The organism is Pseudomonas sp. B6002 (assembly GCF_013385985.1).
In the GTDB taxonomy this organism is placed as follows: Bacteria; Pseudomonadota; Gammaproteobacteria; order Pseudomonadales; family Pseudomonadaceae; genus Aquipseudomonas.
The window spans coordinates 74,367-95,490 of the sequence record NZ_JACAOY010000019.1 but is presented as its reverse complement, the minus strand read 5'-3'; the positions used below and the strand labels follow the sequence as shown (position 1 = coordinate 95,490).

Below are 21,124 nucleotides of genomic sequence, written 5' to 3'. Positions count from 1 at the left end.
TCAGGTGCGTTTGCGCTTGGGCAAAACGTCCTTGAGCTTGGCGTGCATGCTGCGCAGGGTGTTTTCGGTGGCGGACCAGTCGATGCAGGCATCGGTGATCGACACGCCGTACTGCAAGTCGGCCAGGTCTTTTGGAATCGCCTGGCAACCCCAGTTCAGGTGGCTCTCGACCATCAGGCCGATGATCGACTGGTTGCCTTCCAGAATCTGGTTGGCGACGTTCTCCATCACCAGCGGTTGCAGGGCCGGGTCCTTGTTGGAGTTGGCGTGGCTGCAGTCGACCATGATGTTCGGTTTGATCTTGGCCTTGTTCAACGCCTGCTCGCACAGCGCAACGCTGACTGAGTCATAGTTGGGCTTGCCGTTGCCGCCGCGCAATACCACGTGACCGTAGGCGTTGCCCTTGGTGGTGACGATGGACACGCCACCTTCCTGGTTGATCCCCAGGAAGCGGTGCGGGCTAGAGACCGATTGCAGGGCGTTGATCGCCACGGTCAGGCCGCCGTCGGTGCCATTCTTGAAGCCAACGGCCGACGACAGGCCGGAGGCCATTTCGCGGTGGGTCTGGGATTCGGTGGTGCGCGCACCAATGGCCGACCAGCTGATCAGGTCCTGCAGGTATTGCGGGGAGATCGGGTCAAGCGCTTCGGTGGCGGTCGGCAGGCCCATTTCAGCCAGATCCAGCAACAGCTGGCGACCGATGTGCAAGCCATCCTGGATCTTGAACGAGTCGTCCAGGTACGGGTCGTTGATCAAGCCTTTCCAGCCGACGGTGGTGCGCGGTTTTTCGAAGTAGACGCGCATCACCAGGTACAAGGTATCGGACACTTCAGCCGCCAGTACCTTGAGGCGCTCGGCGTATTCGTGGGCGGCCTTGAGGTCGTGGATCGAGCAAGGCCCGATGACGACGAAGAGGCGGTGGTCGGTGCCGTCGAGAATGTCACGGATGACTTCGCGGCCCTTGGTGACGGTCTGCAGGGCAGCGTCGCTCAGGGGGATTTCGCGCTTGAGCTGATCGGGTGTGATCAGGGTCTCGTTGGATTCGACGTTAAGGTCATTGATCGGTAAATCAGCCATCGTGTTACTCGTCAGGGTCACGGGTGCCGGCCGCCAGCCATCCCCGTGCGGCGGAGCACAGCATGATTTGAATGCAGGGGGGAGGAACCTTAGCGCGTAACACGGGCCCGCGACAATGGGCAAAACCCGCTTTAATCCAGTGCTGGCGCCACAAAGGCCTCATGGGAGAACTCGCCGGCATGGCGCGAGACCCACTCGCGGGCCAGGGCTTCGAGTTGCTCGGGGGTCGGCTCGGCGTCTTCATGCTGGCGGCAATAGCGCTCCATCCGGCATGCTTGCTCACCCATTCGCGCGCCGAACAGGGCATGTTCATCGGTAAACGACACACCGACGCGGTAGCCGTTTTCCACCTTGCGGCACCACGCCACATAGCCCGGATAGCGCGCACTGGCGCCCAATGACGGGATGAGCAGATCAACCGCCGTGCCTTCGCGCCAGGCGCGCGGCCATTGGCAGGCTATACCGCCCAGGCCGATAGTGTGCAGGCGTTGGCGGGGGATGGCAGGTGAGGGACGTTGGATTAACTCGACAGCGACATCATCAGGGTGAGGTAAAAAACGACCCATGTACACGGACTCCGAGCACCGTCCAATTGACGGCGGTGGCAGCAGTATAGTGAAGGAACTGGAATTGACCGACCTGGATATTGACCAGCAATTGCTGGGATTGCCAGGTATTTCGCTCGTGGTGTTCACCAGTGTAGGGTGTTCCAGTTGCCGTTGGGCACGCCAGCAATTGCCTGGCTGGCAGTTGCCGGTGGACCGGGTGTGCTGGGTGGACGCCGGGCACAACGGCGGTGCGGTCGAACGCTACCAGATCTTTCATTTGCCCGCGTTGTTCCTCGTGTGCGAGGGTCAGTTCCTGGGGCAATTACAGACGCGTCTTACACACTCCGACCTTGTTGAGGTCCTGAACCAGGCACTCACCCGTACACCAGAGGATTTGCCATGACCGCAGTTGCACTCAAGTCACCCCGCATTGGCATCATCGGCACCGGCGCCATCGGTGGGTTCTATGGCTTGATGCTGGCGCGTGCCGGGTTCGACGTGCACTTTCTGTTGCGCAGCGAATATGCGGCGGTCAGCGAACACGGTTTGCATCTCAACAGCACCGTGCACGGGGCACTGCATTTGCACCCGGTGCAAGCCTACGCCCGCGCTGCCGACATGCCGCCGTGCGACTGGCTATTGGTAGGCACCAAGTCCACCGGCAATGTCGACCTGGCCCCGACCATCGCCCAGGTCGCGGCACCGGATGCCAAGGTGGTGCTGTTGCAGAACGGCCTGGATGTGGAAGACAGCCTGCGTGAGCACCTGCCGCCCTCGCTGCACCTGCTGGGCGGGCTGTGTTATATCGGCGTGCACCGCTCCGGCCCTGGCGTCGTTGAACATCAGGCACTGGGCCGGGTCAATCTCGGTTATCACAGCGGCACGGCGGCCAACGATGAGTCCCGGCAGAAAGCGATTGTCGAAGAGGGCGCCGCGCTGTTTCACACGGCAGGTATCGAGTCCCAGGCCATGGCCAACGTGCACCAGGCGCGCTGGCACAAGCTGGTGTGGAACGTGCCTTATAACGGTCTCTCTGTCTTACTGGGCACGGGCACGACCGCAATGATGGCGGACGAGTCCAGCCGTGAACTGATCCAGGCGTTGATGGCTGAAGTGGTACGGGGCGCTCACGCCTGCGGCCATGAAATTCCTGCGAGCTACGCTGAGCAGATGTTCGCCATGACCGAGACCATGGATGACTACCTGCCAAGCATGTACCACGACCACGTGCACAAACGTCCCCTGGAGCTGGCCGCCATCTATGCTCGACCATTGGCCGCCGCCAAGGCTGCCGGTTGCGAGCTGCCGCGCATGCAGGCGCTTTACCAGGCCTTGAGTTTTATTGATCGGCATAACCGCTGAGTCGGAGGGAAGCGCGATGGCGAAGGGATTGGGCGACAAGCTGGTGCTGGCGATTTCGTCACGGGCGCTGTTCGACCTCAGTGACAGCCACAAGGTCTACCTCGCGCAAGGCGTCGAGGCTTACCGCAAGTACCAGATCGATCACGAGGAGGAAACCCTCGAACCCGGTGACGCCTTCCCGCTGGTCAAAAAGCTGCTCAGCCTCAACGCCAGCCTGGGCCGTGCGCGGGTCGAAGTGGTGCTGGTGTCGCGCAACAGCGCCGACACCGGGCTGCGCGTGTTCAATTCGATCCAGCATTACGGCCTGGATATTTCCCGCGCTGCGTTCGTTGGCGGCCGTAGTCCCTATCCTTATCTCGCCGCCTTTGGTTGTCACCTGTTTCTATCCACCCACGCTGAAGATGTGCGCAGTGCACTGGACGCCGGTTTCGCTGCGGCGACGATCCTGTCAGGCGGCGCACGCCGGGCATCGAGTGAGGAACTGCGGATTGCGTTCGATGGCGATGCGGTGCTGTTTTCCGACGAGTCTGAGCGTGTCTACCAAGAGGGTGGATTGGCCGCATTCCAGGCAAGCGAGCGAGAATCGGCGCGCCAGCCTTTGCACGGTGGTCCGTTCAAGGGATTCCTGGCAGCGCTCAACCTGTTGCAGCGTGAGTTCCCCGACGAGGCCTGCCCGATCCGCACCGCACTGGTGACGGCACGCTCGGCGCCGTCCCATGAGCGGGTGATTCGCACGTTGCGCGAATGGGACATCCGCCTGGACGAATCTCTGTTTCTTGGAGGGCTGGAAAAATCGGCCTTCCTGGAGGCATTCGCCGCCGACGTGTTTTTCGATGACCAGGCCGGTCATTGCGAGAAAGCCAGGGAGGTGGTCGCCACCGGGCATGTGCCCCATGGCATCAGCAACGAGTTGAAGATCCAGTCGTAGCGCTAAGTCAGTCGAACTCGGCGAGGCGCTGCTAAGCTCATTTCATCTCCGCCGTCCTGGCCTTCCAGGGGGTTCTATGATCCGTTCGATGCTGTACGCGACAGACTTGGGTCTGTATGCGCCTTATGTAATGCAACATGCCCTGGCGCTGGCGCGAACGTTCAAGGCGGATCTGTACGTGATTCATGTGGTCGAGCCGATCGGGCTGTTCGCCGAATCGGTGTTGCAGAGCTACCTTGATGAGAAGGCTTTGAGCGAATGGCAGACTCAGGGGCTGACCACCGTCATGGCGACGATCGAGCAGCGGGTGCTGGACAGTTTTCGCGAGGAGTTGGGGGAGGGGGAGCAAGACTTGAAGCTGATCCGTTCGGTGCGGGTGATTCAGGGGGACCCGTGCGAAGTGATTCTCGACCAACTGCGCAAACTTTCCGTCGACCTGCTGATCGTAGGTAGTCATAGCCACGCGACGGCGGCCGCCACACCGCTGGGGCGCACGGCCGCGCGGGTGCTGCAGTTGTCTACGGTGCCGGTGTACCTGGTGCCTTCGCTGCAGCGCCGGCGCAGCGACGATATATGAATGGTAATAAACGATAAAAAGTTCTAGATTTATCCGTCTAACCTTTAATATAGTTATATACCGTCGCTGATACCCGTGGCGTCTATCTGCTTTGAGGGATACATATGAAGCTTCAACAACTGCGCTACATCTGGGAAGTGGCGCACCACGACCTCAACGTTTCCGCTACCGCTCAAAGCCTCTACACCTCGCAACCCGGTATCAGCAAGCAGATCCGCCTGCTCGAAGACGAGCTGGGTGTTGAAGTGTTCGCGCGCAGCGGCAAGCACTTGACCCGCGTCACCCCGGCCGGTGAGCGCATCATCACCACCGCTGGTGAGATCCTGCGCAAAGTCGAAAGCATCAAGCAGATCGCCCAGGAATTCTCCAACGAGAAGAAAGGCACCCTGTCCATCGCCACTACCCACACCCAGGCGCGTTATGCGTTACCGCCGGTGATCCGTGATTTCATCAAGCAGTACCCGGATGTTGCGCTGCACATGCACCAGGGTTCGCCGATGCAGATCGCCGAGATGGCCGCTGACGGCACCGTGGATTTCGCCATTGCCACCGAAGCGCTGGAGCTGTTCGGCGACTTGGTGATGATGCCGTGCTACCGCTGGAACCGTTGCGTGGTCGTGCCGCAAGGCCACCCATTGGCCAAGCTGCCGAAGCTGACCCTGGAAGCCCTGGCTGAATACCCGATCGTGACCTACGTGTTCGGTTTCACCGGCCGCTCCAAGCTCGACGAAGCCTTCAGCCATCGCGGCCTGACGCCCAAAGTGGTGTTCACCGCTGCCGACGCTGACGTGATCAAGACCTATGTACGCCTGGGGCTGGGCGTGGGTATCGTCGCCAAGATGGCGGTCGACACCAACCTCGACAAAGACCTGGTGGTGCTTGATGCCAGCGAACTGTTCGAATCCAGCGTGACCAAGATCGGTTTCCGCCGTGGCACGTTCTTGCGTGGCTTTATGTGCGATTTCATCGAGAAGTTTGCGCCGCACCTGACCCGTGAAGTCATGGCTAAGGCGATCCAGTGCCACAACAAGCAAGAGCTGGAAGAGCTGTTCGACGGCGTTGAACTGCCTGTCCACTGATAACACCTTGCAGGCGCCGGCTTGCTGGCGATGACGATGGCATGGCTGGCAAATAAATTGCCTGTCACACCGCCATCGCCGGCAAGCCGGCTCCTACAGGGGATCATTATTTGGCCTCGGTAATCGCAAAAAACTGCCGGGCGCCCGCCACCAGAATCTCGACCTCATCCCCTTCGAACTTGCCCAGCAGGCCTTTGCCCAGGGGCGAGCGTGGGGTGATGACGGTCACCGGTTGCCCCACCACGTCCACCTTCAAGCCCGCTGCATCAGGCGCCAGGAACAGCCATTGCTGGCGGCCATTCTCGTCTTCCAGCCCCACGAGTGCGCCCATTTCGATTCCCCGCTGATCATCGTAGGCCCGCAGTTGCAGGTTCTGGCACAGCGTCAGTGCCTGCTTGATCTCCTCGACGCGCTTGGCCTGCCCGGCGGCGAGATAGGAAGCTTCCAACCCCAGCGTGTCGTACTTGTTTTCCGCGATGTTTTCTTCGTGGGTCGCGGTTTCGTAGGCGGTCTGCGCGGCGCGTTGGGCGATATCGAGGTCGACGCTTAGCTGTTCCAGGATCAACTGGAGGACGGCGTGTTTATTCATGGTCATCAATCGCAGAATTGCAGGACATTGGCTCGGGTCTTTTCGTTGGGGGCGTTCTGGTCCTGTTGCAGCCAGAACTGGCATTTGGGGTTGGACAGGTTACGCGCATTGCTGCGGGCCTGGTCCAGGGCTTGCTGTTGTTCCTGCTTTTGCAGGTTCTGCTGATACTGCTCGAACATCCGGTTCGGCGGCTCGGCTGGCGCAACCGCGGGCTTGCCCAATTGCTGCACCGCCTGGGCCACCGGTGCCAGGCTTTGCGGGAACAGGTAGCGAGACGCCAGCCAGGTGCTCAGCACGATGGCGACAAACCCCAGCCAGACGCCAAACGCGATAGCGACACTGAGCTTGAACAGCGACAACGGACGATCAGACATGACGGCCTCCTGGCAGGCATTTGCGGCGTGGCGGCGATTGTCGCACAGCCACCGTGCAGAATAATCGCGATCAAGCCTTCTGCATCGGTGCATTTATGCGGACAATCGAGCCTTTGATCGTTGGAGCCCGGAATGAAAGCCCGCTGGGATATTTTTTGCAGCGTCGTCGACAACTACGGCGACATCGGCGTGACCTGGCGCCTGGCCCGGCAATTGGTGATGGAGCACGGTTGTGACGTGCGCTTGTGGGTTGATGACCTGCGGGCCTTCGAGCGCATGTGTCCGGAAATTGATGTGCAGCGGGATGCACAATGGCAGGAGGGCGTTGAAGTGCGGCACTGGCCGGCCGAATGGCCCGGGACCGCGTCCGCCGATGTGGTCATTGCGGCATTCGCCTGCCAACTGCCTCCGGACTATATGGAAGCCATGGCCGCGCGCGAACGTACGCCGTTGTGGATGAACCTGGATTATCTCAGCGCCGAAGACTGGGTGGTGGGGTGTCATCGCCTGCCATCGGTGAAGTTCAAGGGCGTGCAGAAGTACTTCTTCTTTCCTGGTTTTCGTGTGGGAACCGGCGGCTTGTTGCGTGAGGCGGGCCTGTTGGAGCAGCGTCAGGCGTTTCAGCAAGATAGCGCTGCGCAGCAGCAATTCTTGCAATCCTTGGGCGTGTTTCCTGCGCCTGGCGCGCGTTTGATGTCGCTGTTCGCCTATGAAAATGCAGGGCTAGCCAGTTGGCTGGACGTGTTGGCGACGGACGGGCGCGCCACTCATCTGTTGGTTCCGGAAGGGCGAATTCTGGGTGATGTGCAGCACTGGTTGGGCATTGAGGGACTGGTAGCGGGCGATATCCACGTGCGCGAGGGACTGACGGTGCAGGTGCTGCCGTTCGTGCGCCAGGAACAATATGACCGTCTGCTGTGGAGTTGCGAGTTCAACGCGGTGCGCGGTGAAGACTCGTTCGTGCGCGCCCAGTGGGCCGGGCGTCCGCTGTTGTGGCACATCTATCGGCAGGACGAAGACATCCACCTGGACAAGCTCGATGCATTCCTGGCGCTCTATACCGAGGCGTTATCCCCGGCCGCCAAGGCTGCACTGATCGCGCTCTGGCAAGCCTGGAACACGGATGGCGATATGGCACAGCCGTGGAAAATGCTGCTGGAACACTGGCCGGAGGTGAGCCAGCACGCGCAATCGTGGTGTCTGGAACAAGGCTTGCAGGCTGATCTTGCGACGGCGCTGGTACAGTTTTATGAAAGTTGGATATGATACGCCACCTTGAATTTTGTAAATCCCATCCAAATTTCGGATATATGCAATGAAAACTGGTAAAGAACTGAAACCCGGTACAGTGATCCGTCTCGAAAACGACCCTTGGCTGGTTCAGAAAGCTGAGTTCACCAAGTCTGGTCGTAACAGCGCAATCATGAAGACCAAGCTGAAGAACCTGCTGACCGGTTACAAGACCGAGATCGTTTACAGCGCCGACGACAAACTGGACGACGTGATCCTCGACCGCAAAGAAGCGACCCTGTCCTTCATCAGCGGCGACACCTACACGTTCATGGACACCACTGACTACACCATGTACGAGCTGAACGCTGAAGATATCGAAGCCGTTCTGCCGTTCATCGAAGAAGGCATGGAAGACGTCTGCGAAGCGATTTTCTTCGAAGAGCGCCTGGTTTCCGTAGAGCTGCCGACCACCATCGTGCGTAAAGTGGCCTACACCGAAGGTTCCGCTCGCGGCGACACTTCGGGCAAGGTCATGAAGCCAGCCAAGCTGAGCAACGGTACCGAGCTGCAAGTTGCCGACTTCATCGAAATCGACGACCTGATCGAAATCGACACCCGTGAAGGTGGTTCGTACAAAGGTCGCGCCAAGAAGTAATTCTGGCCCTGCCGATACGAAAAAACCCGACGCTAGCGTCGGGTTTTTTTATGGGCGTCTGTTTTTCAGACAGTGACGTGCAGGCGCACATCCACATTGCCACGGGTGGCGTTGGAGTACGGGCACACCTGGTGGGCAGCATCGACCAGGCTTTGCGCGTCTTCCTGGGCCAGGCCCGGGAGGTTGATGTTCAGGTCGATGTCCAGGCCGAAACCACCGGGGATCTGGCCGATGCCAACGTGGGCGGTGATCGATGCGTCATCGGGGATTTTGCGTTTGGTCTGGCTGGCGACGAACTTCAGCGCGCCGATAAAGCAAGCCGAGTAGCCAGCGGCGAACAGCTGCTCTGGGTTGGTCGCCTGGCCGCCAGCACCGCCCAGTTCCTTGGGAGTGGAGAGTTTGACGTCGAGGATGTTGTCGTTGGAAACAGCACGACCATCACGGCCGCCGGTGGCGGTGGCTACTGCGGTGTAGAGAGTTTGCATGGTGTCGTCCTCTTGGTTTTTAGCGCTAAATGTTTGCGCGCTAAGTAGTTGGTGAAATGAATGTATAGCGCAAATGTTTTGCGCGCAAGATAAATTTACAAATTATTTCGCAATGAGCGATTTTCTGACCCGTCACAAAACAAATGTGGGAGCTGGCTTGCCTGCGATAGCGGAGGGTCAGTCAATACTGCAGTGACTGGTAGGACGCTATCGCAGGCAAGCCAGCTCCCACATTTCAGAGTTTCTGCTTCTGGCCTAACGCGTCAAACGTTGGTTTGCAGATTGGTGCGCAACGCGATCAGGTCAGCTTGCAGCTTTTGCAGTTGTTCGAGTTCCAAACCGCTGGCGCCGAGAATGCACTGCGGAATGCCCATGGCCTTGTCCTGCAAGGCGCGGCCGGCGTCGGTCAACTCCACCACGACAACCCGTTCATCTTCTCGACTGCGGGTACGGCTGAGTACGCCTTCAGCCTCCAGGCGCTTGAGCAGCGGGGTCAGTGAGCCCGGGTCGGTCAGCAGTCGGCTGCTGATTTCGCCGACGGTCAAACCGTCTTCTTCCCACAACACCATCATGGCCAGGTATTGCGGGTAGGTCAGGCCAAGGGCCTGCAGCAGCGGTTTGTAGACCTTGGTCATCAACAGCGACGTGGAGTGAAGGGCAAAGCACAGCTGGTTGTCCAGCATCAGTGATTCGCACGGGTCAGGGTTCTTGCTCATGGCGGTGCCTCGAAAAAGCGTGTCTGGGCTGGAATCTAGCGGCCAAATCTTTAATGCGCCAGATAATTCTGTCTGCCCGGTCAGACCAAGCCGCTTTGCAGGGCCAGATCCCAAGGCGGCACGGGGCTGAAACGTGACTTGAGGTATTCCAGCAGCAAGCGGCTGCGGGCGTTGGCCTGTTGTTCCAGGCGCAACGCGTAGATCCCGGTGGTTTCCGGGCTGGGCAGGCCGTTTTCGCAGAACAGTGGCAGCAATTCACCGCGCACCAGGTATTCACTCGCCAGCCAGGTGGGAAGGTGCGCGATCCCCAACCCCGCCAAAGCGCCCGACAGCAGCGCCTCGGCATTGTTGGCGCTCATGCGGATACGTTTGGGGCGATAGGTGGCGCGGCGCCCATCCAGTTCGAAGCGCCAGGCGAACATCGGCGCCAGCCCATCCCAGTCCAGGCCGTCGTGGTCGCTGAGCTCGCGCGGATGAGTGGGTGTACCGCGGTTTTTCAGGTAGGCCGGGCTGGCGCAAGCGACCCGCACGATACTGGCCAGGGGCGTGGCAATCAGCCGGGTATCGACGATATGCCCCGCGCGCAGCACCAAGTCGACCTTGCCCAAATGCGCGCCCTGCATGTCCACAAAACTGTCGATCAGGTGCAGGTGTACATCCAGCCCCGGGTACACATTCAGGAAGTCGGCAATCACCGGGGCCAAGTGCCGCCGACCGAACGCCGCCGGCGCATCCACACGAATCAGGCCTTCCGGCGCGTGGCTCAAGGACACCGCCTCGGCGCGCGCCAACTGCAGTTCGCTGACGATCCGCCGCGCGCGCTCGGCAAAGGCCAGGCCTGCCGGGGTAGGCACCACCGCATGGGTGCTGCGCTGGAACAGCTGGCTGCCCACCGAACTTTCCAGGCTGTCGATACGCCGTGCTACGGCGGAGGGCGTCAGTGGATGGCGGCGTGCAGCGGCAGAAAAACTGCCGGTTTCCAGCACATCGAGGAACAGACCCAGTTGATCGGTCAGGGCATTAGGGTTCATTGAACATACGCTTATGCGAGATTGGCACAGCCATTGTGCGTTGCTGTGCGTTTCCGCGCCAGAGCCGACTGCGTAGCATGCAAGGCCTGGGCTTCTGGAGTAATGAGCGGTGTTGGATTTGGCGATGTACCTCCTATTGGGCGCAGCCCTTGGCACGGTCGGCGGGTTGTTTGGCATTGGTGGCGGGCTGATTGCAATCCCCGTGCTGGGCGTGTTGTTTGGCCTGGATCAGCAGCTTGCCCAAGGCACGGCACTGGTCATGGTGGTGCCCAACGTGATGCTGGCCCTGTGGCGTTATCACCAGCGCAACCGCATCGAACTGCGCCACGCGCTGCCATTGGGCGTGATGGGCTTCAGCTTTGCCTGGCTCGGTTCGATCTGGGCCGTGGGCCTGGATGCGGGCGCCATGCGTGTTGGCTTTATTGCGTTTCTGCTGACGCTGGCGGCCTACAACCTGCTGCGCATGTTCACGCGCAATGCACCGCCCACGGCGCAGATGCGTTATTCCTGGCCATGGCTCGGCGTGTTGGGCGCCGCCTCCGGTTCGATGGGTGGCCTGTTCGGCGTGGGCGGTGCGGTGGTTGCCACGCCCGTGCTGACCAGCGTGTTTGGTACTACCCAGGTGGTGGCGCAGGGCCTGTCCCTGGCGCTGGCCTTACCCAGTACCGGTGTGACCCTGGTGACTTACGCCTGGCACCAGGAAGTGGACTGGATGATCGGCGTGCCGTTGGCCGTCGGCGGGTTGCTCAGTATCAGCTGGGGCGTGAAGGTTGCCCACGCATTGCCGGAGCGTGTATTGCGCGGCTTGTTCTGCGGCTTCCTGGCGGTGTGTGCGGTGATGCTGACGTTTAAAGTCTGAAGCCTTCGAGAATGTAATCCGCCAGGCAATCGGTGATGGGGGAGTTCAGGGTCGGGTTACGCAGCAGACGCAAACTCATCGACGGCAGTGGCGGGAAACCTTCGTCGCTGCCCAGCACTCGCAGTTCGTCAGTCACCAGGCTTTCCATACTGATCATCACCGCCAGACCGGCATTCACCACCGCTTGAATCGCCGCTACGTTGGAGCTGTGGTAGGCCAGGCGGTAGTCACGTCCGGCCGCATCCAGGGCCGAGCGCGCCCAATCGGTGTACAAGCAGTCGGCACCGGAAATCGCCAGTGGCAACGCAGCGTGCTCGTCCACGCAGAAACATGACGACGCTACCCAAACCATGCGATCCGTGCGCAACAGTTCACCGACCTCACTGCCGGGCTCGCGACTGATCACCGTCAACGCCAAGTCGCGGCGCTGCATCAATACCTGGGACGACTCGCAGTGCATTTCGAGCTGAATCAGCGGATACGCCTTGGAAAACCGCTTGAGGATGCCCGGGAGGAAACGCATCACGTAATCATCCGGCGTGCCGATGCGCACCAGCCCGACCATGTGCGGCTCGCGCAATGTGTTGAACACTTCGCTGTGCAGCTTCAGGATGCGCCGCGCATAACCCAGCAGCACCTGGCCCTCTGGCGTGAGCCTTACCTGGCGACCGTCGCGCTCGAACAGCTTGCGCTGCAACACGTCTTCTTCCAGGCGCTTCATTTGCATGCTTACCGCCGATTGGGTGCGGTTGACCATCTCACCGGCGCGGGTAAAGCCGCCCTGATCGGCGATGGCGACAAAGGTGCGCAGCACTTCGGTGTCGATGCTCGGGTAGGCGCTCAATTGATCAATCTCCGAGATGTATTGCATAAGAAACATTCGTTGGATTGATCATAGGGCAAGGCACACACTTGCGTCATCCCCACTGGAGGGCGAGAAGATGAAAGGTCAAACTGGTTTTGTGTTGATGGCGAAACGTCCGTTCGCCGGGCTGTTTCACACGGTTGCGCGCTGGCAGTCGTTGCACCATGAGCGTCAGATGCTGGCACATTTGAGCGACGAAGCGCTCAAGGACATCGGCCTCAATCGCGCCGATGTAGAGCAAGAGCGTCACCTGCATTTCTGGGAAGACCCGCTGCGAAAATGATCGCGGATGCAGTAGGGTAGGCGGCGAGCCCACACGGAGAACCCCATGCCTGCCGACCTGTCTTTTTCACTCAAGCAAGCTCGACGCATGGCGCTGGCGGCCCAGGGGTTTTCCGGGCGCCAGGCGCCTGCACTGATCAAGGCTGCGCACTTGAACCGGATGATCGATCGGTTGGGGGTGCTGCAGATCGACTCGGTGAACGCCGTTGTGCGTTCCCATTACCTGCCGTTGTTTTCCCGCCTGGGCAGTTACGCCCCCTTGATGCTTGAACAGGCCGCCTGGAGCCAGGGTCGGCGACGTTCGCTGTTCGAATATTGGGGCCATGAGGCCTCATTGCTGCCTATGGCGCTGTACCCGCTGATGCGCTGGCGCATGGAGCGGGCCAAGCAAGGGCAGGGCATCTATTCGCAGATGGCGCGTTTCGGTCGTGAACAACAGGCCACTATCCAGCGCGTGCTGCGCAGCGTTGAGCAACAAGGCGCCTTGGGCGCGGGCAGCCTGTCTACCCGTGAGGAGCGGGCGGGCCCGTGGTGGGACTGGAGCGATGAGAAACATGCGTTGGAATGGCTGTTCGCTGCCGGTTTGGTCACCGTTGCAGGGCGGCGCGGTTTTGAGCGGCTCTATGACTTGCCGGAGCGCGTCATCCCCGGCGACATCCTTCAACACCCCGCGTTGAGCGAAGCCGAGGCCCAGCGCGGCTTGCTGCTGCACAGTGCCACTGCGCTGGGCGTGGGCACCGAAAAAGACTTGCGTGATTATTTCCGCCTGGATCCGGCCGACAGCCGCAGCGCTTTGGCGGAGCTGGTTGAGGATGGCCTATTGGTGACGTGCCAGGTGCAGGGTTGGAAGCAACCCGCGTACTGTCTTCCGGACCCCAGAGTACCCCGCAAAGTGTCGGCCAGCGCGTTGTTGTCGCCCTTCGATTCGCTGATCTGGGAGCGCAGCCGCACCGAGCGCCTGTTTGATTTCCGTTACCGGCTGGAGATCTACACGCCGCAGGACAAGCGGGTGTTCGGCTATTACGTATTGCCGTTTTTGCACAATGAGCGGATTGCCGCACGCGTCGACCTGCGCGCCGAACGGGCCAATGGACGCTTGGCCGTGCATGCGGTGCACGAAGAAGAACAGGGTTTGGACGAAGAGGGCATGCAGGCGCTGGCTGCGAACCTGTTGCAAATGGCCAGCTGGTTGGGGCTGGAGCAGGTGCAGCTCAATTGCCAACGGCCGAGTGCTGATAGGTTGCGGGTGGCAATGATCAATAGGGGCAGTGTTCTTTAGGGCGCCATCGCGGGCAAGCCCGGCTCCCACAGTTGAATGCATTCCACAGTTGAAATGCACTCTTCTGTGGGAGCCGGGCTTGCCCGCGATGGCGTCAGAGCAGTCGACGCAAGGTCAGCGCTTAACTTGCTTTAACGTCTCCGCAATCAAAAACGCCAACTCCAACGACTGATCGGCATTCATCCGTGGGTCGCAATGCGTGTGGTAGCGGTCCGACAAACCATCCTCAGTGATCGGCCGCGCGCCCCCGATGCATTCGGTGACGTTCTGCCCGGTCATTTCGATATGGATGCCGCCGGCATACGTGCCCTCGGCCTGGTGCACCTGGAAGAACGCCTTCACTTCGCTGAGGATCTGCGCAAAGTCACGGGTCTTGTAGCCGCTGCTGGCCTTGATGGTGTTGCCGTGCATCGGGTCGGAGCTCCACAGCACCTGCTTGCCCTCGCGCTGGACGGCGCGGATCAGGTTGGGCAGGTGGTCGCCGACCTTGCCGGCGCCCATGCGCGCGATCAGGTTGAGACGGCCGGGATCGTTGTCCGGGTTGAGGATGTCGATCAGGCGGATCAAGTCGTCGGGGTTCATGCTTGGGCCGACCTTGACCCCGATCGGGTTGTTCACGCCACGCAGGAACTCGACGTGGGCACCGTCCAGCTGGCGAGTGCGATCACCGATCCAGAGCATGTGGGCCGAGCAGTCGTAGTAGTCGTTGGTCAGGCTGTCGCGGCGCACGAACGCTTGTTCGTAGTTGAGCAGCAAGGCTTCGTGGGCGGTGAAAAAGCTGGTTTCGCGCAGTTGCGGCGAATCGTCCATGCCGCAGGCACGCATGAAGGCCAGGGTTTCATCGATGCGGTCGGCCAGCTGGCTGTACTTTTCGGCCAGGGCGGAGTTGGCGATGAAGTCCAGGTTCCACTTGTGCACCTGGTGCAGGTCGGCAAAGCCGCCCTGGGCAAAGGCGCGCAGCAGGTTCAGGGTGGCGGTGGACTGGTGGTACGACTGCAGCAGGCGGTCCGGGTCCGGCACGCGGCTTTTTTCGTCGAAACCGATGCCGTTGACGATGTCGCCACGGTAGGCGGGCAGGGTGATGCCGTCGATGGTTTCATCGTTGGCCGAACGCGGCTTGGCGAACTGGCCGGCCATGCGCCCGACTTTCACCACCGGGCAACCGGCGGCGAAGGTCATCACGATGGCCATCTGCAGCAGCACCTTGAACGTGTCGCGGATCTTGGCTGCGGAGAACTCGGCAAAGCTCTCGGCGCAGTCACCGCCCTGCAACAGGAATGCGCGACCCTGGGTCACCTCGGCAAACTGACGGCGCAACTCGCGGGCTTCCCCGGCAAACACCAGCGGCGGGTAGCTGGCCAGGCTCTGCTCCACGTGCAGCAAATGTGCAGCGTCCGGGTACTGGGGTTGTTGCTGGATCGGCAGGGCGCGCCAGCTGTCGGGGCTCCAGGGTTGGCTCATCATGAACTCGATTGGGTGGTTGACGGTCGGGCGCCAATGTTATCAGCAATTAGTGCGTGACCTGTTGCCGCCGGTTGGCCGACAATCGCGCCTTTGCAGTGCCCAACCCGTTAGGAGTAGTGATGACCGAGGAGCGTGTCGAGCGCCTGCTGGCCGAAGTCCATGATGATTTCGGCATGATCCGTGTGCTCGAAGTGGCCGATTACCGTTTTCTCGAGTTTGGCGATGCCATCGAGCAAAGCTGCGTGTTTACCGCTGATCCGAGCTGGCTGGAATACGACTACACCCGCGCGATGCTGATTGGTGCGCTGTGCCATGAATTGCCGGAGAGTGCGCTGTTCCTGGGGCTCGGCGCCGGGACGCTGACCCAGGCGTGCCTCAAGTTCCTGCCGCTGGAAGATGTCGAGGCCATCGAGCTGCGCCCCGATGTGCCGCGCCTGGCCATCGAGTACCTGGGGCTGGATGACGATCCGCGGTTGTACATTCGCATCGGCGACGCCCTGCAATTGCTGGAGACGGCCGAATCGGCCGACCTGATTTTTGTCGACCTGTACACCGATGTAGGCCCCGGCGTCGGGCACCTGGCCTGGACCTTCCTGGAAAACTGCCAGAAAAAACTCAACCCGGGTGGCTGGCTGGTGATCAACCAGTGGGCCACGGATGATGGCAAACCGTTGGGGGCCGCCTTGCTGCGTGGGTTGTACCACCGGCATTACTGGGAACTGCCAGTGAAGGAGGGCAATGTGATTCTGCTGGTGCCGTCAGACCTGGATCAGCCGTTGGATATGCAGGCGCTGTCGGCCCGCGCTGAAGCCTTGGCGCCGCGGTTGGGGTATTCGTTGCAGTCGTTGATCAGGGCGATCCGACCGGCGACCTAGTTGTCTGTCCCGACGCCTTCGCGAGCAAGCCCGCTCCCACATTCGACCGCGTTTCCCTGTTGAAATGCATTCCCCTGTGGGAGCGGCGGTGCGACGATTCGACTTGCCCGCGAAGAGGCCATCACTGCCGACAACTAAATTCCCTTGAACACCCCCGGCCGCTTCTCAATCATCGCCCGCACACCCTCCTTGGCGTCCTCACTGTTCAGCAGCTTATCCACCATCGGCGGCAACGCCGCAGCCGCCACCGCTTCACCTTCCATGCGCGCCAATCGCGCCGACATCAACGTGGCCTGTACCCCCAGCGGCGCCTGGCGTGCAATGCGGTTGGCCAGCTCAAGGGCGCGTGGCAGCAGGTCTTCGCTGGCCATCACTTCCTGTACCAAGCCCAGGCGTAGCGCTTCATGGGCATCGAATTCGTCACCGGTGAGCAGCCAGCGCATCGCGTTGCCCCAGCCGGCGATCTGATGAAAGCGTAATGTCGCACCGCCAAACGGAAAGATCCCACGCTGTACTTCCATTTGCGCAAAGCGGGTGTTACTGGCGCACAGGTTGATATCGGCCGCCAGCATCAACTCGATACCGATAGTCAGGCAGTAGCCCTGGGCCGCGACAATCACCGGTTTACTCACCCGTGGACCGGCGAACACGCCCCAAGGGTCACATCCGCCCAGCGGCGGCTGCCAGCCTCCGGCCATCACGCCGCTGACATTGGCCAGGTCCAACCCGGCGGTGAAGTGATCGCCGTGGGCAAACACCACGGCCACCCGGGCCTCTTCGTTTCGATCAAATTCGCCATACGCCAAACTCAATTCATTGAGCAGGTCCAGATCGAAGGCATTGCGCTTGGCCACTCGGTCCAGGCCCAACAGCAGGACATGGCCCTGTAACTCACGGCTGACGCGACTGCTGGTGGCTTGATTCATCGGGTGTGCCCTCGGGCGCGGGGAAGGTTTCAGACCAAAGGGTCCAAAAGGTTAGGTGAACCGTTTAAGCGTTGTGACCAACAGGGCCGGGCCTTTGAAAAATAGACCCTGGCGCGCTTATCTGCAAAGACTGTGACACAGCGCGGTTTATCGGTGCTTTCCGATAAAAAAAGCTCCCTTTTTCAGGTATTTCCGGTATAGTGCGCGCCGGCCTTTAACCGGGCCGCGTTTAGGTAGCGCAATTCCCCGAAGTCAGCTTCGGCTGCACGTCCGCACAGCGGACTCTTCCTTGACGAATCTTTTTCATTCATTCGTTTTCGCAAATCCCCGCCGACAAAGCAGCCAGGGCGACTCTTGAGTCTCAACACGGCATGCGCAGCTTTGGAGCATGGGTCTTTGCGGATGCACTTAGAGGCAGACCCATGACCCAGGAAACCGGCGGCTTCGCCGCTTTTAATCTGAACCCGAATATTCTTGCAGCCGTCGCAGCGACTGGCTACGAAGAGCCTTCGGCGATTCAGCAGCAATCGATCCCGATCATCATGGCCGGCAAGGACATGATTGGCCAGGCGCAAACCGGTACCGGCAAAACTGCCGCGTTCGCTTTGCCTATCCTGCAGTGCATCGACCCTGCCAAGCGCGAACCGCAAGCCCTGATCCTGGCGCCAACCCGTGAGTTGGCGCTGCAAGTAGCAACCGCTTTTGAAACCTACGCCAAGCAAATGCCAGGCGTAACCGTTGTGGCCGTTTACGGCGGCGCGCCGATGGGCCCACAACTCAAAGCAATCCGTAATGGCGCACAGATCGTTGTCGCCACCCCGGGCCGTCTGTGCGACCACCTGCGTCGTGACGAGAAAGTGCTGTCGACCGTGAACCACCTGGTTCTGGACGAAGCTGACGAAATGTTGAAGCTGGGCTTCATGGATGACCTGGAAGTCATCTTCAAGGCACTGCCACCGACCCGTCAGACCGTACTGTTCTCGGCCACTCTGCCACAGTCGATCCGTGCCATTGCCGAGCGTCACCTGCGTGACCCAGAGCACGTCAAGATCCAGACCAAGACCCAGACCGTTACCGCGATCGAACAGGCTCACCTGTTGGTTCACGCTGACCAGAAGACCTCGGCTGTATTGAGCCTGCTGGAAGTCGAAGACTTTGACGCCCTGATCATGTTCGTACGCACCAAGCAAGCGACCCTGGACCTGGCCAGTGCCCTGGAAGCCAAAGGCTACAAAGCCGCTGCGCTGAACGGTGACATCGCCCAGAACCAGCGTGAGCGCGTGATCGACTCCCTCAAGGATGGCCGCCTGGACATCGTTGTAGCGACCGACGTTGCTGCTCGTGGTCTCGACGTTCCACGTATCACCCACGTGTTCAACGTTGACATGCCGTACGATCCAGAGTCCTACGTTCACCGTATCGGCCGTACTGGCCGTGCCGGTCGCGAAGGTCGTGCACTGCTGCTGGTGACTCCACGTGAGCGTCGCATGCTGCAAGTGATCGAGCGTGTGACTGGCCAGAAAGTTGCCGAAGTCCGCCTGCCGGACGCCCAGGCTGTCCTGGATGCGCGCATCAAGAAACTGACCAACAGCCTGTCGCCGCTGGTGGCTGATGCTGAATCGACCCACGGCGACCTGCTGGACCGCCTGACTGCCGATATCGGTTGCACCCCGCGTGCCCTGGCTGCAGCCCTGCTGCGCAAAGCAACTAACGGTCAAGCCCTGACCCTGGCTGCCATCGAGAAAGAACGCCCACTGGTTCCGAACAGCGCGCCACGCGGTGATCGTCCAGAGCGTTCCGGCGACCGTCCAGACCGTGGTGATCGTGAGCGTCGTGCTCCGGTTCCATTGGCTGAAGGCCGTGCTCGTTGCCGTACCGCGCTGGGCGCGCGTGATGGTATCGCTGCCAAGAACCTGCTGGGCGCTATCCTCAACGAGGGTGGCCTGGCCCGTGAAGCCATCGGTCGTATCCAGGTCCGTGACAGCTTCTCCCTGGTGGAGCTGCCGGAAGACGGTCTGGAAAAACTGCTGGCCAAGCTGAAAGACACTCGCGTTGCCGGTAAGCAGCTGAAGCTGCGTCGCTACCGCGAAGATTGATCCGCCCTTGGGCTGATTGATCGCACATAAAAAATCCCCGACTGGTTCGGGGATTTTTTTTGCCTGGTATTTTCGGATCAGCACTCGGTCAACTGTGGGAGCTGGTTTATGTGGGAGCTGGCTTGCCTGCGATAGGATCACCCAGGTCAGCCTGACAGACCGAGGTGTTTGCATCGCAGGCAAGCCAGCTCCCACACAAGTCCGTTTCCACCATTGGATCTGCGTTAGCCGAAGCGATAGATGTCCATGCCCAGTGCGCCCAGGGTGAAGCCTTGGTGAGCGACACTGAAATCACCGCCGGCACCCCGCGCAAAGTACAGCGGCAACAGGTGTTCGTCGCTGGGATGGCTGCGCACGGCATGGGGCGCCTGGCGACGGTAGTCGTGCAGCGCGGTTTCATCGTTGGCGGCCAGCTTGTCCACTACCCAGTCACGGAAATCCCGCGCCCAGGGTTCGATGGTTTCCGGCCCGGCACGCCAGTTCAGCTCGCCCAGGTTGTGGGTGATGCTGCCGGAGCCAATCAGCAATACGCCTTGCTCGCGCAGGCTGGCGAGGGCATGCCCCACGCGCGTCTGCAGGGCAGGGCCCATGCGACTTGGCAGCGACACTTGGACCACTGGAATATCGGCTGCCGGGTACATCAGCGACAGCGGTACCCAGGTGCCGTGGTCAAAGGGGCGGCGCTCATCGATGCGTGCATTCAAACCGTCGGCGTGCAGCAATTCCACAATCTCTGCGGCCAACTGCGGATCGCCGGGTGCGGGATATTGCACGGCAAACAATTCGCGGGGGAACCCCCCGAAATCATGCCAGGTTTCCGGGGCCTGGCTGCCGCTGACGAGTAATTCCTGGCTTTCCCAGTGTGCCGATACCACCACGATCGCTTTAGGACGGGGCAATTCGGCGGCCAGGCGCTGCAGGGCCGGGCCACTGGCGCCGGGTTGCAGGGCCAGCATGGGCGAGCCGTGGGAGATAAACAGGCTGGGGAACATAAGTAGGGTCCTGAGCGTTAACATGGGACCATCTTCAATCAGATCATTGATCTAAATCTAATATAAGTTTTAGCGCCTTTTTATCGAATTTTCAGGGTGATTTATGGAGCCTAAGTTTTGGCAAGAGCGCTGGGCGCGCAATCAGATTGGCTTTCACTTGCCTGAGGTTAACCCTTACTTGCAGCGGTACTGGCCGCGGCTTGCGCTGGCTGAAGGTGCCAAGGTGCTGGTGCCGCTGTGTGGCAAAAGCCTGGATTTGATGTGGCTGGCCAGCCACGGGCACCAAGTGATGGGCGTGGAGCTGTCAGAGCAGGCGGTGGAGGCGTTCTTCATAGAGCAAGGGCTCACGCCCCGGATCAGCCGGCAAGGCGCCTTCACGGTGTACCAGGCTGATCAGGTGGAGCTGTGGTGCGGTGATTTCTTTGCGCTGGACGCTGAAGCAGTGGCCGATTGCACTGCGCTCTACGACCGTGCTGCGCTGATTGCCTTGCCGCCACTGATGCGGGCGCGTTACTGCGAGCATCTCAACGACCTGCTAGCGCCTGGGTGCCAAGGCGTTTTGATCACGCTCGATTATGACCAGGCCCAGAAAGCCGGCCCACCGTTTGCGGTCACCGATGACGAAGTGAAGGTGTTGCTCGGGACACACTGGGCGTTGGAGGTGCTGGAAGAGCAAGATATTTTGGGTGAGAGCTGGAAGTTCGTGCAGGACGGTGTTGATCGCCTTGAGGAGCGTGTCTACCAGTTGGCGAAGCGTTGATCGTGCTGCCGCCATCGCTGGCAAGCCAGCTCCTACAGGGGAGTGCATTCCACATGTAGGAGCTGGCTTGCC

Annotated in this window: 24 protein-coding genes; 13 read left to right on the top strand and 11 right to left on the bottom strand. The window is 60.6% G+C overall.

The features are described from left to right. A complete protein-coding gene (locus HX792_RS23100) occupies window positions 1-1,077 on the bottom strand; it encodes a 3-deoxy-7-phosphoheptulonate synthase (RefSeq protein ID WP_010211874.1) in 1,077 nt (358 codons plus the stop codon). 131 nt (window positions 1,078-1,208) lie between these two features. Beyond that, window positions 1,209-1,643 (bottom strand): PilZ domain-containing protein, encoded by a 435-nt coding sequence (locus HX792_RS23095; RefSeq protein ID WP_176998261.1) that lies wholly within the window; start codon window positions 1,641-1,643, stop codon window positions 1,209-1,211. Here HX792_RS23095 and HX792_RS23090 point away from each other — a divergent pair. The 5 genes from HX792_RS23090 (at window position 1,642) to cysB (ending at window position 5,571) form a co-directional block, all read left to right on the top strand. Continuing rightward, a complete protein-coding gene (locus HX792_RS23090; RefSeq protein ID WP_176998260.1) occupies window positions 1,642-2,028 on the top strand; it encodes a thioredoxin in 387 nt (128 codons plus the stop codon). The two genes, HX792_RS23095 and HX792_RS23090, sit on opposite strands and share 2 nt — an antisense overlap. Further along, on the top strand, window positions 2,025-2,987 hold the full coding sequence (locus tag HX792_RS23085) for a putative 2-dehydropantoate 2-reductase (protein ID WP_176998259.1): 963 nt from the start codon (window positions 2,025-2,027) through the stop codon (window positions 2,985-2,987). Before HX792_RS23090 ends, HX792_RS23085 begins: the two co-directional genes overlap by 4 nt. Before the next feature lie 16 nt (window positions 2,988-3,003). Beyond that, entirely contained in the window at window positions 3,004-3,915 is a 912-nt protein-coding gene (locus tag HX792_RS23080; protein WP_176998258.1) for a 5'-nucleotidase, read from the top strand. Between the two features lie 76 nt (window positions 3,916-3,991). Next, window positions 3,992-4,492, top strand: a complete 501-nt coding sequence (locus tag HX792_RS23075) for a universal stress protein (protein ID WP_176998257.1) — start codon at window positions 3,992-3,994, stop codon at window positions 4,490-4,492. A gap of 104 nt (window positions 4,493-4,596) precedes the next feature. Then, the gene (gene cysB, locus HX792_RS23070) at window positions 4,597-5,571 is read left to right on the top strand and encodes an HTH-type transcriptional regulator CysB (RefSeq protein WP_003189876.1); all 975 of its coding nucleotides are present in this window, start codon (window positions 4,597-4,599) and stop codon (window positions 5,569-5,571) included. A gap of 106 nt (window positions 5,572-5,677) precedes the next feature. Here the strand turns inward: cysB and HX792_RS23065 are convergent, their stop codons facing one another. Then, window positions 5,678-6,160: a GreA/GreB family elongation factor gene (locus tag HX792_RS23065; protein ID WP_176998256.1), complete on the bottom strand. Its 483-nt coding sequence runs from the start codon at window positions 6,158-6,160 to the stop codon at window positions 5,678-5,680. Window positions 6,161-6,165: 5 nt separating this feature from the next. Beyond that, window positions 6,166-6,534: a hypothetical protein gene (locus HX792_RS23060; protein ID WP_176998255.1), complete on the bottom strand. Its 369-nt coding sequence runs from the start codon at window positions 6,532-6,534 to the stop codon at window positions 6,166-6,168. Between the two features lie 132 nt (window positions 6,535-6,666). Here HX792_RS23060 and earP point away from each other — a divergent pair, with 132 nt between their 5' ends. Both earP and HX792_RS23050 read left to right on the top strand, forming a co-directional pair. Further along, entirely contained in the window at window positions 6,667-7,800 is a 1,134-nt protein-coding gene (gene earP / locus HX792_RS23055) for an elongation factor P maturation arginine rhamnosyltransferase EarP (protein ID WP_176998254.1), read from the top strand. Between the two features lie 49 nt (window positions 7,801-7,849). Then, window positions 7,850-8,422, top strand: a complete 573-nt coding sequence (locus HX792_RS23050) for an elongation factor P (RefSeq protein WP_003172723.1) — start codon at window positions 7,850-7,852, stop codon at window positions 8,420-8,422. A gap of 65 nt (window positions 8,423-8,487) precedes the next feature. Here HX792_RS23050 and HX792_RS23045 read toward each other — a convergent pair whose 3' ends face one another. From HX792_RS23045 to HX792_RS23035, 3 genes are all read right to left on the bottom strand, one after another. Next, window positions 8,488-8,907 carry an organic hydroperoxide resistance protein gene (locus HX792_RS23045; protein WP_176998253.1) on the bottom strand — a complete coding sequence of 140 codons (420 nt, stop codon included), beginning with the start codon at window positions 8,905-8,907 and terminating at the stop codon, window positions 8,488-8,490. A gap of 263 nt (window positions 8,908-9,170) precedes the next feature. Next, the gene (locus HX792_RS23040; protein ID WP_176998252.1) at window positions 9,171-9,623 is read right to left on the bottom strand and encodes a MarR family winged helix-turn-helix transcriptional regulator; all 453 of its coding nucleotides are present in this window, start codon (window positions 9,621-9,623) and stop codon (window positions 9,171-9,173) included. Between the two features lie 80 nt (window positions 9,624-9,703). After that, complete coding sequence (locus tag HX792_RS23035) at window positions 9,704-10,654, bottom strand: LysR family transcriptional regulator (RefSeq protein ID WP_176998251.1); 951 nt, start codon at window positions 10,652-10,654, stop codon at window positions 9,704-9,706. A gap of 109 nt (window positions 10,655-10,763) precedes the next feature. Here HX792_RS23035 and HX792_RS23030 point away from each other — a divergent pair, with 109 nt between their 5' ends. Next, window positions 10,764-11,513 carry a sulfite exporter TauE/SafE family protein gene (locus HX792_RS23030; RefSeq protein WP_176998250.1) on the top strand — a complete coding sequence of 250 codons (750 nt, stop codon included), beginning with the start codon at window positions 10,764-10,766 and terminating at the stop codon, window positions 11,511-11,513. On the opposite strand, the gene HX792_RS23025 is transcribed toward HX792_RS23030, so the two are convergent. Continuing rightward, window positions 11,503-12,384, bottom strand: a complete 882-nt coding sequence (locus HX792_RS23025) for a LysR family transcriptional regulator (RefSeq protein ID WP_176998249.1) — start codon at window positions 12,382-12,384, stop codon at window positions 11,503-11,505. The two genes, HX792_RS23030 and HX792_RS23025, sit on opposite strands and share 11 nt — an antisense overlap. Window positions 12,385-12,454: 70 nt before the next feature. Here HX792_RS23025 and HX792_RS23020 point away from each other — a divergent pair, with 70 nt between their 5' ends. Both HX792_RS23020 and HX792_RS23015 read left to right on the top strand, forming a co-directional pair. After that, window positions 12,455-12,661 (top strand): DUF1127 domain-containing protein, encoded by a 207-nt coding sequence (locus HX792_RS23020; RefSeq protein WP_256349883.1) that lies wholly within the window; start codon window positions 12,455-12,457, stop codon window positions 12,659-12,661. A 45-nt stretch (window positions 12,662-12,706) separates the two neighbouring features. Continuing rightward, complete coding sequence (locus tag HX792_RS23015; protein ID WP_176998247.1) at window positions 12,707-13,939, top strand: winged helix-turn-helix domain-containing protein; 1,233 nt, start codon at window positions 12,707-12,709, stop codon at window positions 13,937-13,939. Window positions 13,940-14,053: 114 nt separating this feature from the next. On the opposite strand, the gene HX792_RS23010 is transcribed toward HX792_RS23015, so the two are convergent. Further along, window positions 14,054-15,400, bottom strand: coding sequence for a class II 3-deoxy-7-phosphoheptulonate synthase (locus tag HX792_RS23010; RefSeq protein WP_176998246.1), 1,347 nt, complete (start codon window positions 15,398-15,400; stop codon window positions 14,054-14,056). Between the two features lie 122 nt (window positions 15,401-15,522). Between HX792_RS23010 and HX792_RS23005 the strand changes: the two genes are divergently transcribed. Continuing rightward, window positions 15,523-16,278, top strand: coding sequence for a spermidine synthase (locus HX792_RS23005; RefSeq protein WP_176998245.1), 756 nt, complete (start codon window positions 15,523-15,525; stop codon window positions 16,276-16,278). A gap of 134 nt (window positions 16,279-16,412) precedes the next feature. Here HX792_RS23005 and HX792_RS23000 read toward each other — a convergent pair whose 3' ends face one another. Then, window positions 16,413-17,204: a crotonase/enoyl-CoA hydratase family protein gene (locus tag HX792_RS23000; RefSeq protein WP_176998244.1), complete on the bottom strand. Its 792-nt coding sequence runs from the start codon at window positions 17,202-17,204 to the stop codon at window positions 16,413-16,415. A 422-nt stretch (window positions 17,205-17,626) separates the two neighbouring features. Here HX792_RS23000 and HX792_RS22995 point away from each other — a divergent pair, with 422 nt between their 5' ends. Next, the gene (locus tag HX792_RS22995) at window positions 17,627-19,300 is read left to right on the top strand and encodes a DEAD/DEAH box helicase (RefSeq protein WP_016972326.1); all 1,674 of its coding nucleotides are present in this window, start codon (window positions 17,627-17,629) and stop codon (window positions 19,298-19,300) included. 224 nt (window positions 19,301-19,524) lie between these two features. Here the strand turns inward: HX792_RS22995 and HX792_RS22990 are convergent, their stop codons facing one another. Further along, entirely contained in the window at window positions 19,525-20,292 is a 768-nt protein-coding gene (locus HX792_RS22990; RefSeq protein WP_176998243.1) for a class III extradiol ring-cleavage dioxygenase, read from the bottom strand. A 103-nt stretch (window positions 20,293-20,395) separates the two neighbouring features. On the opposite strand from HX792_RS22990, the gene HX792_RS22985 reads away from it, so the two are divergent. Continuing rightward, window positions 20,396-21,052: a thiopurine S-methyltransferase gene (locus HX792_RS22985; protein WP_176998242.1), complete on the top strand. Its 657-nt coding sequence runs from the start codon at window positions 20,396-20,398 to the stop codon at window positions 21,050-21,052. The last annotated feature ends 72 nt before the right edge of the window (window positions 21,053-21,124 follow it).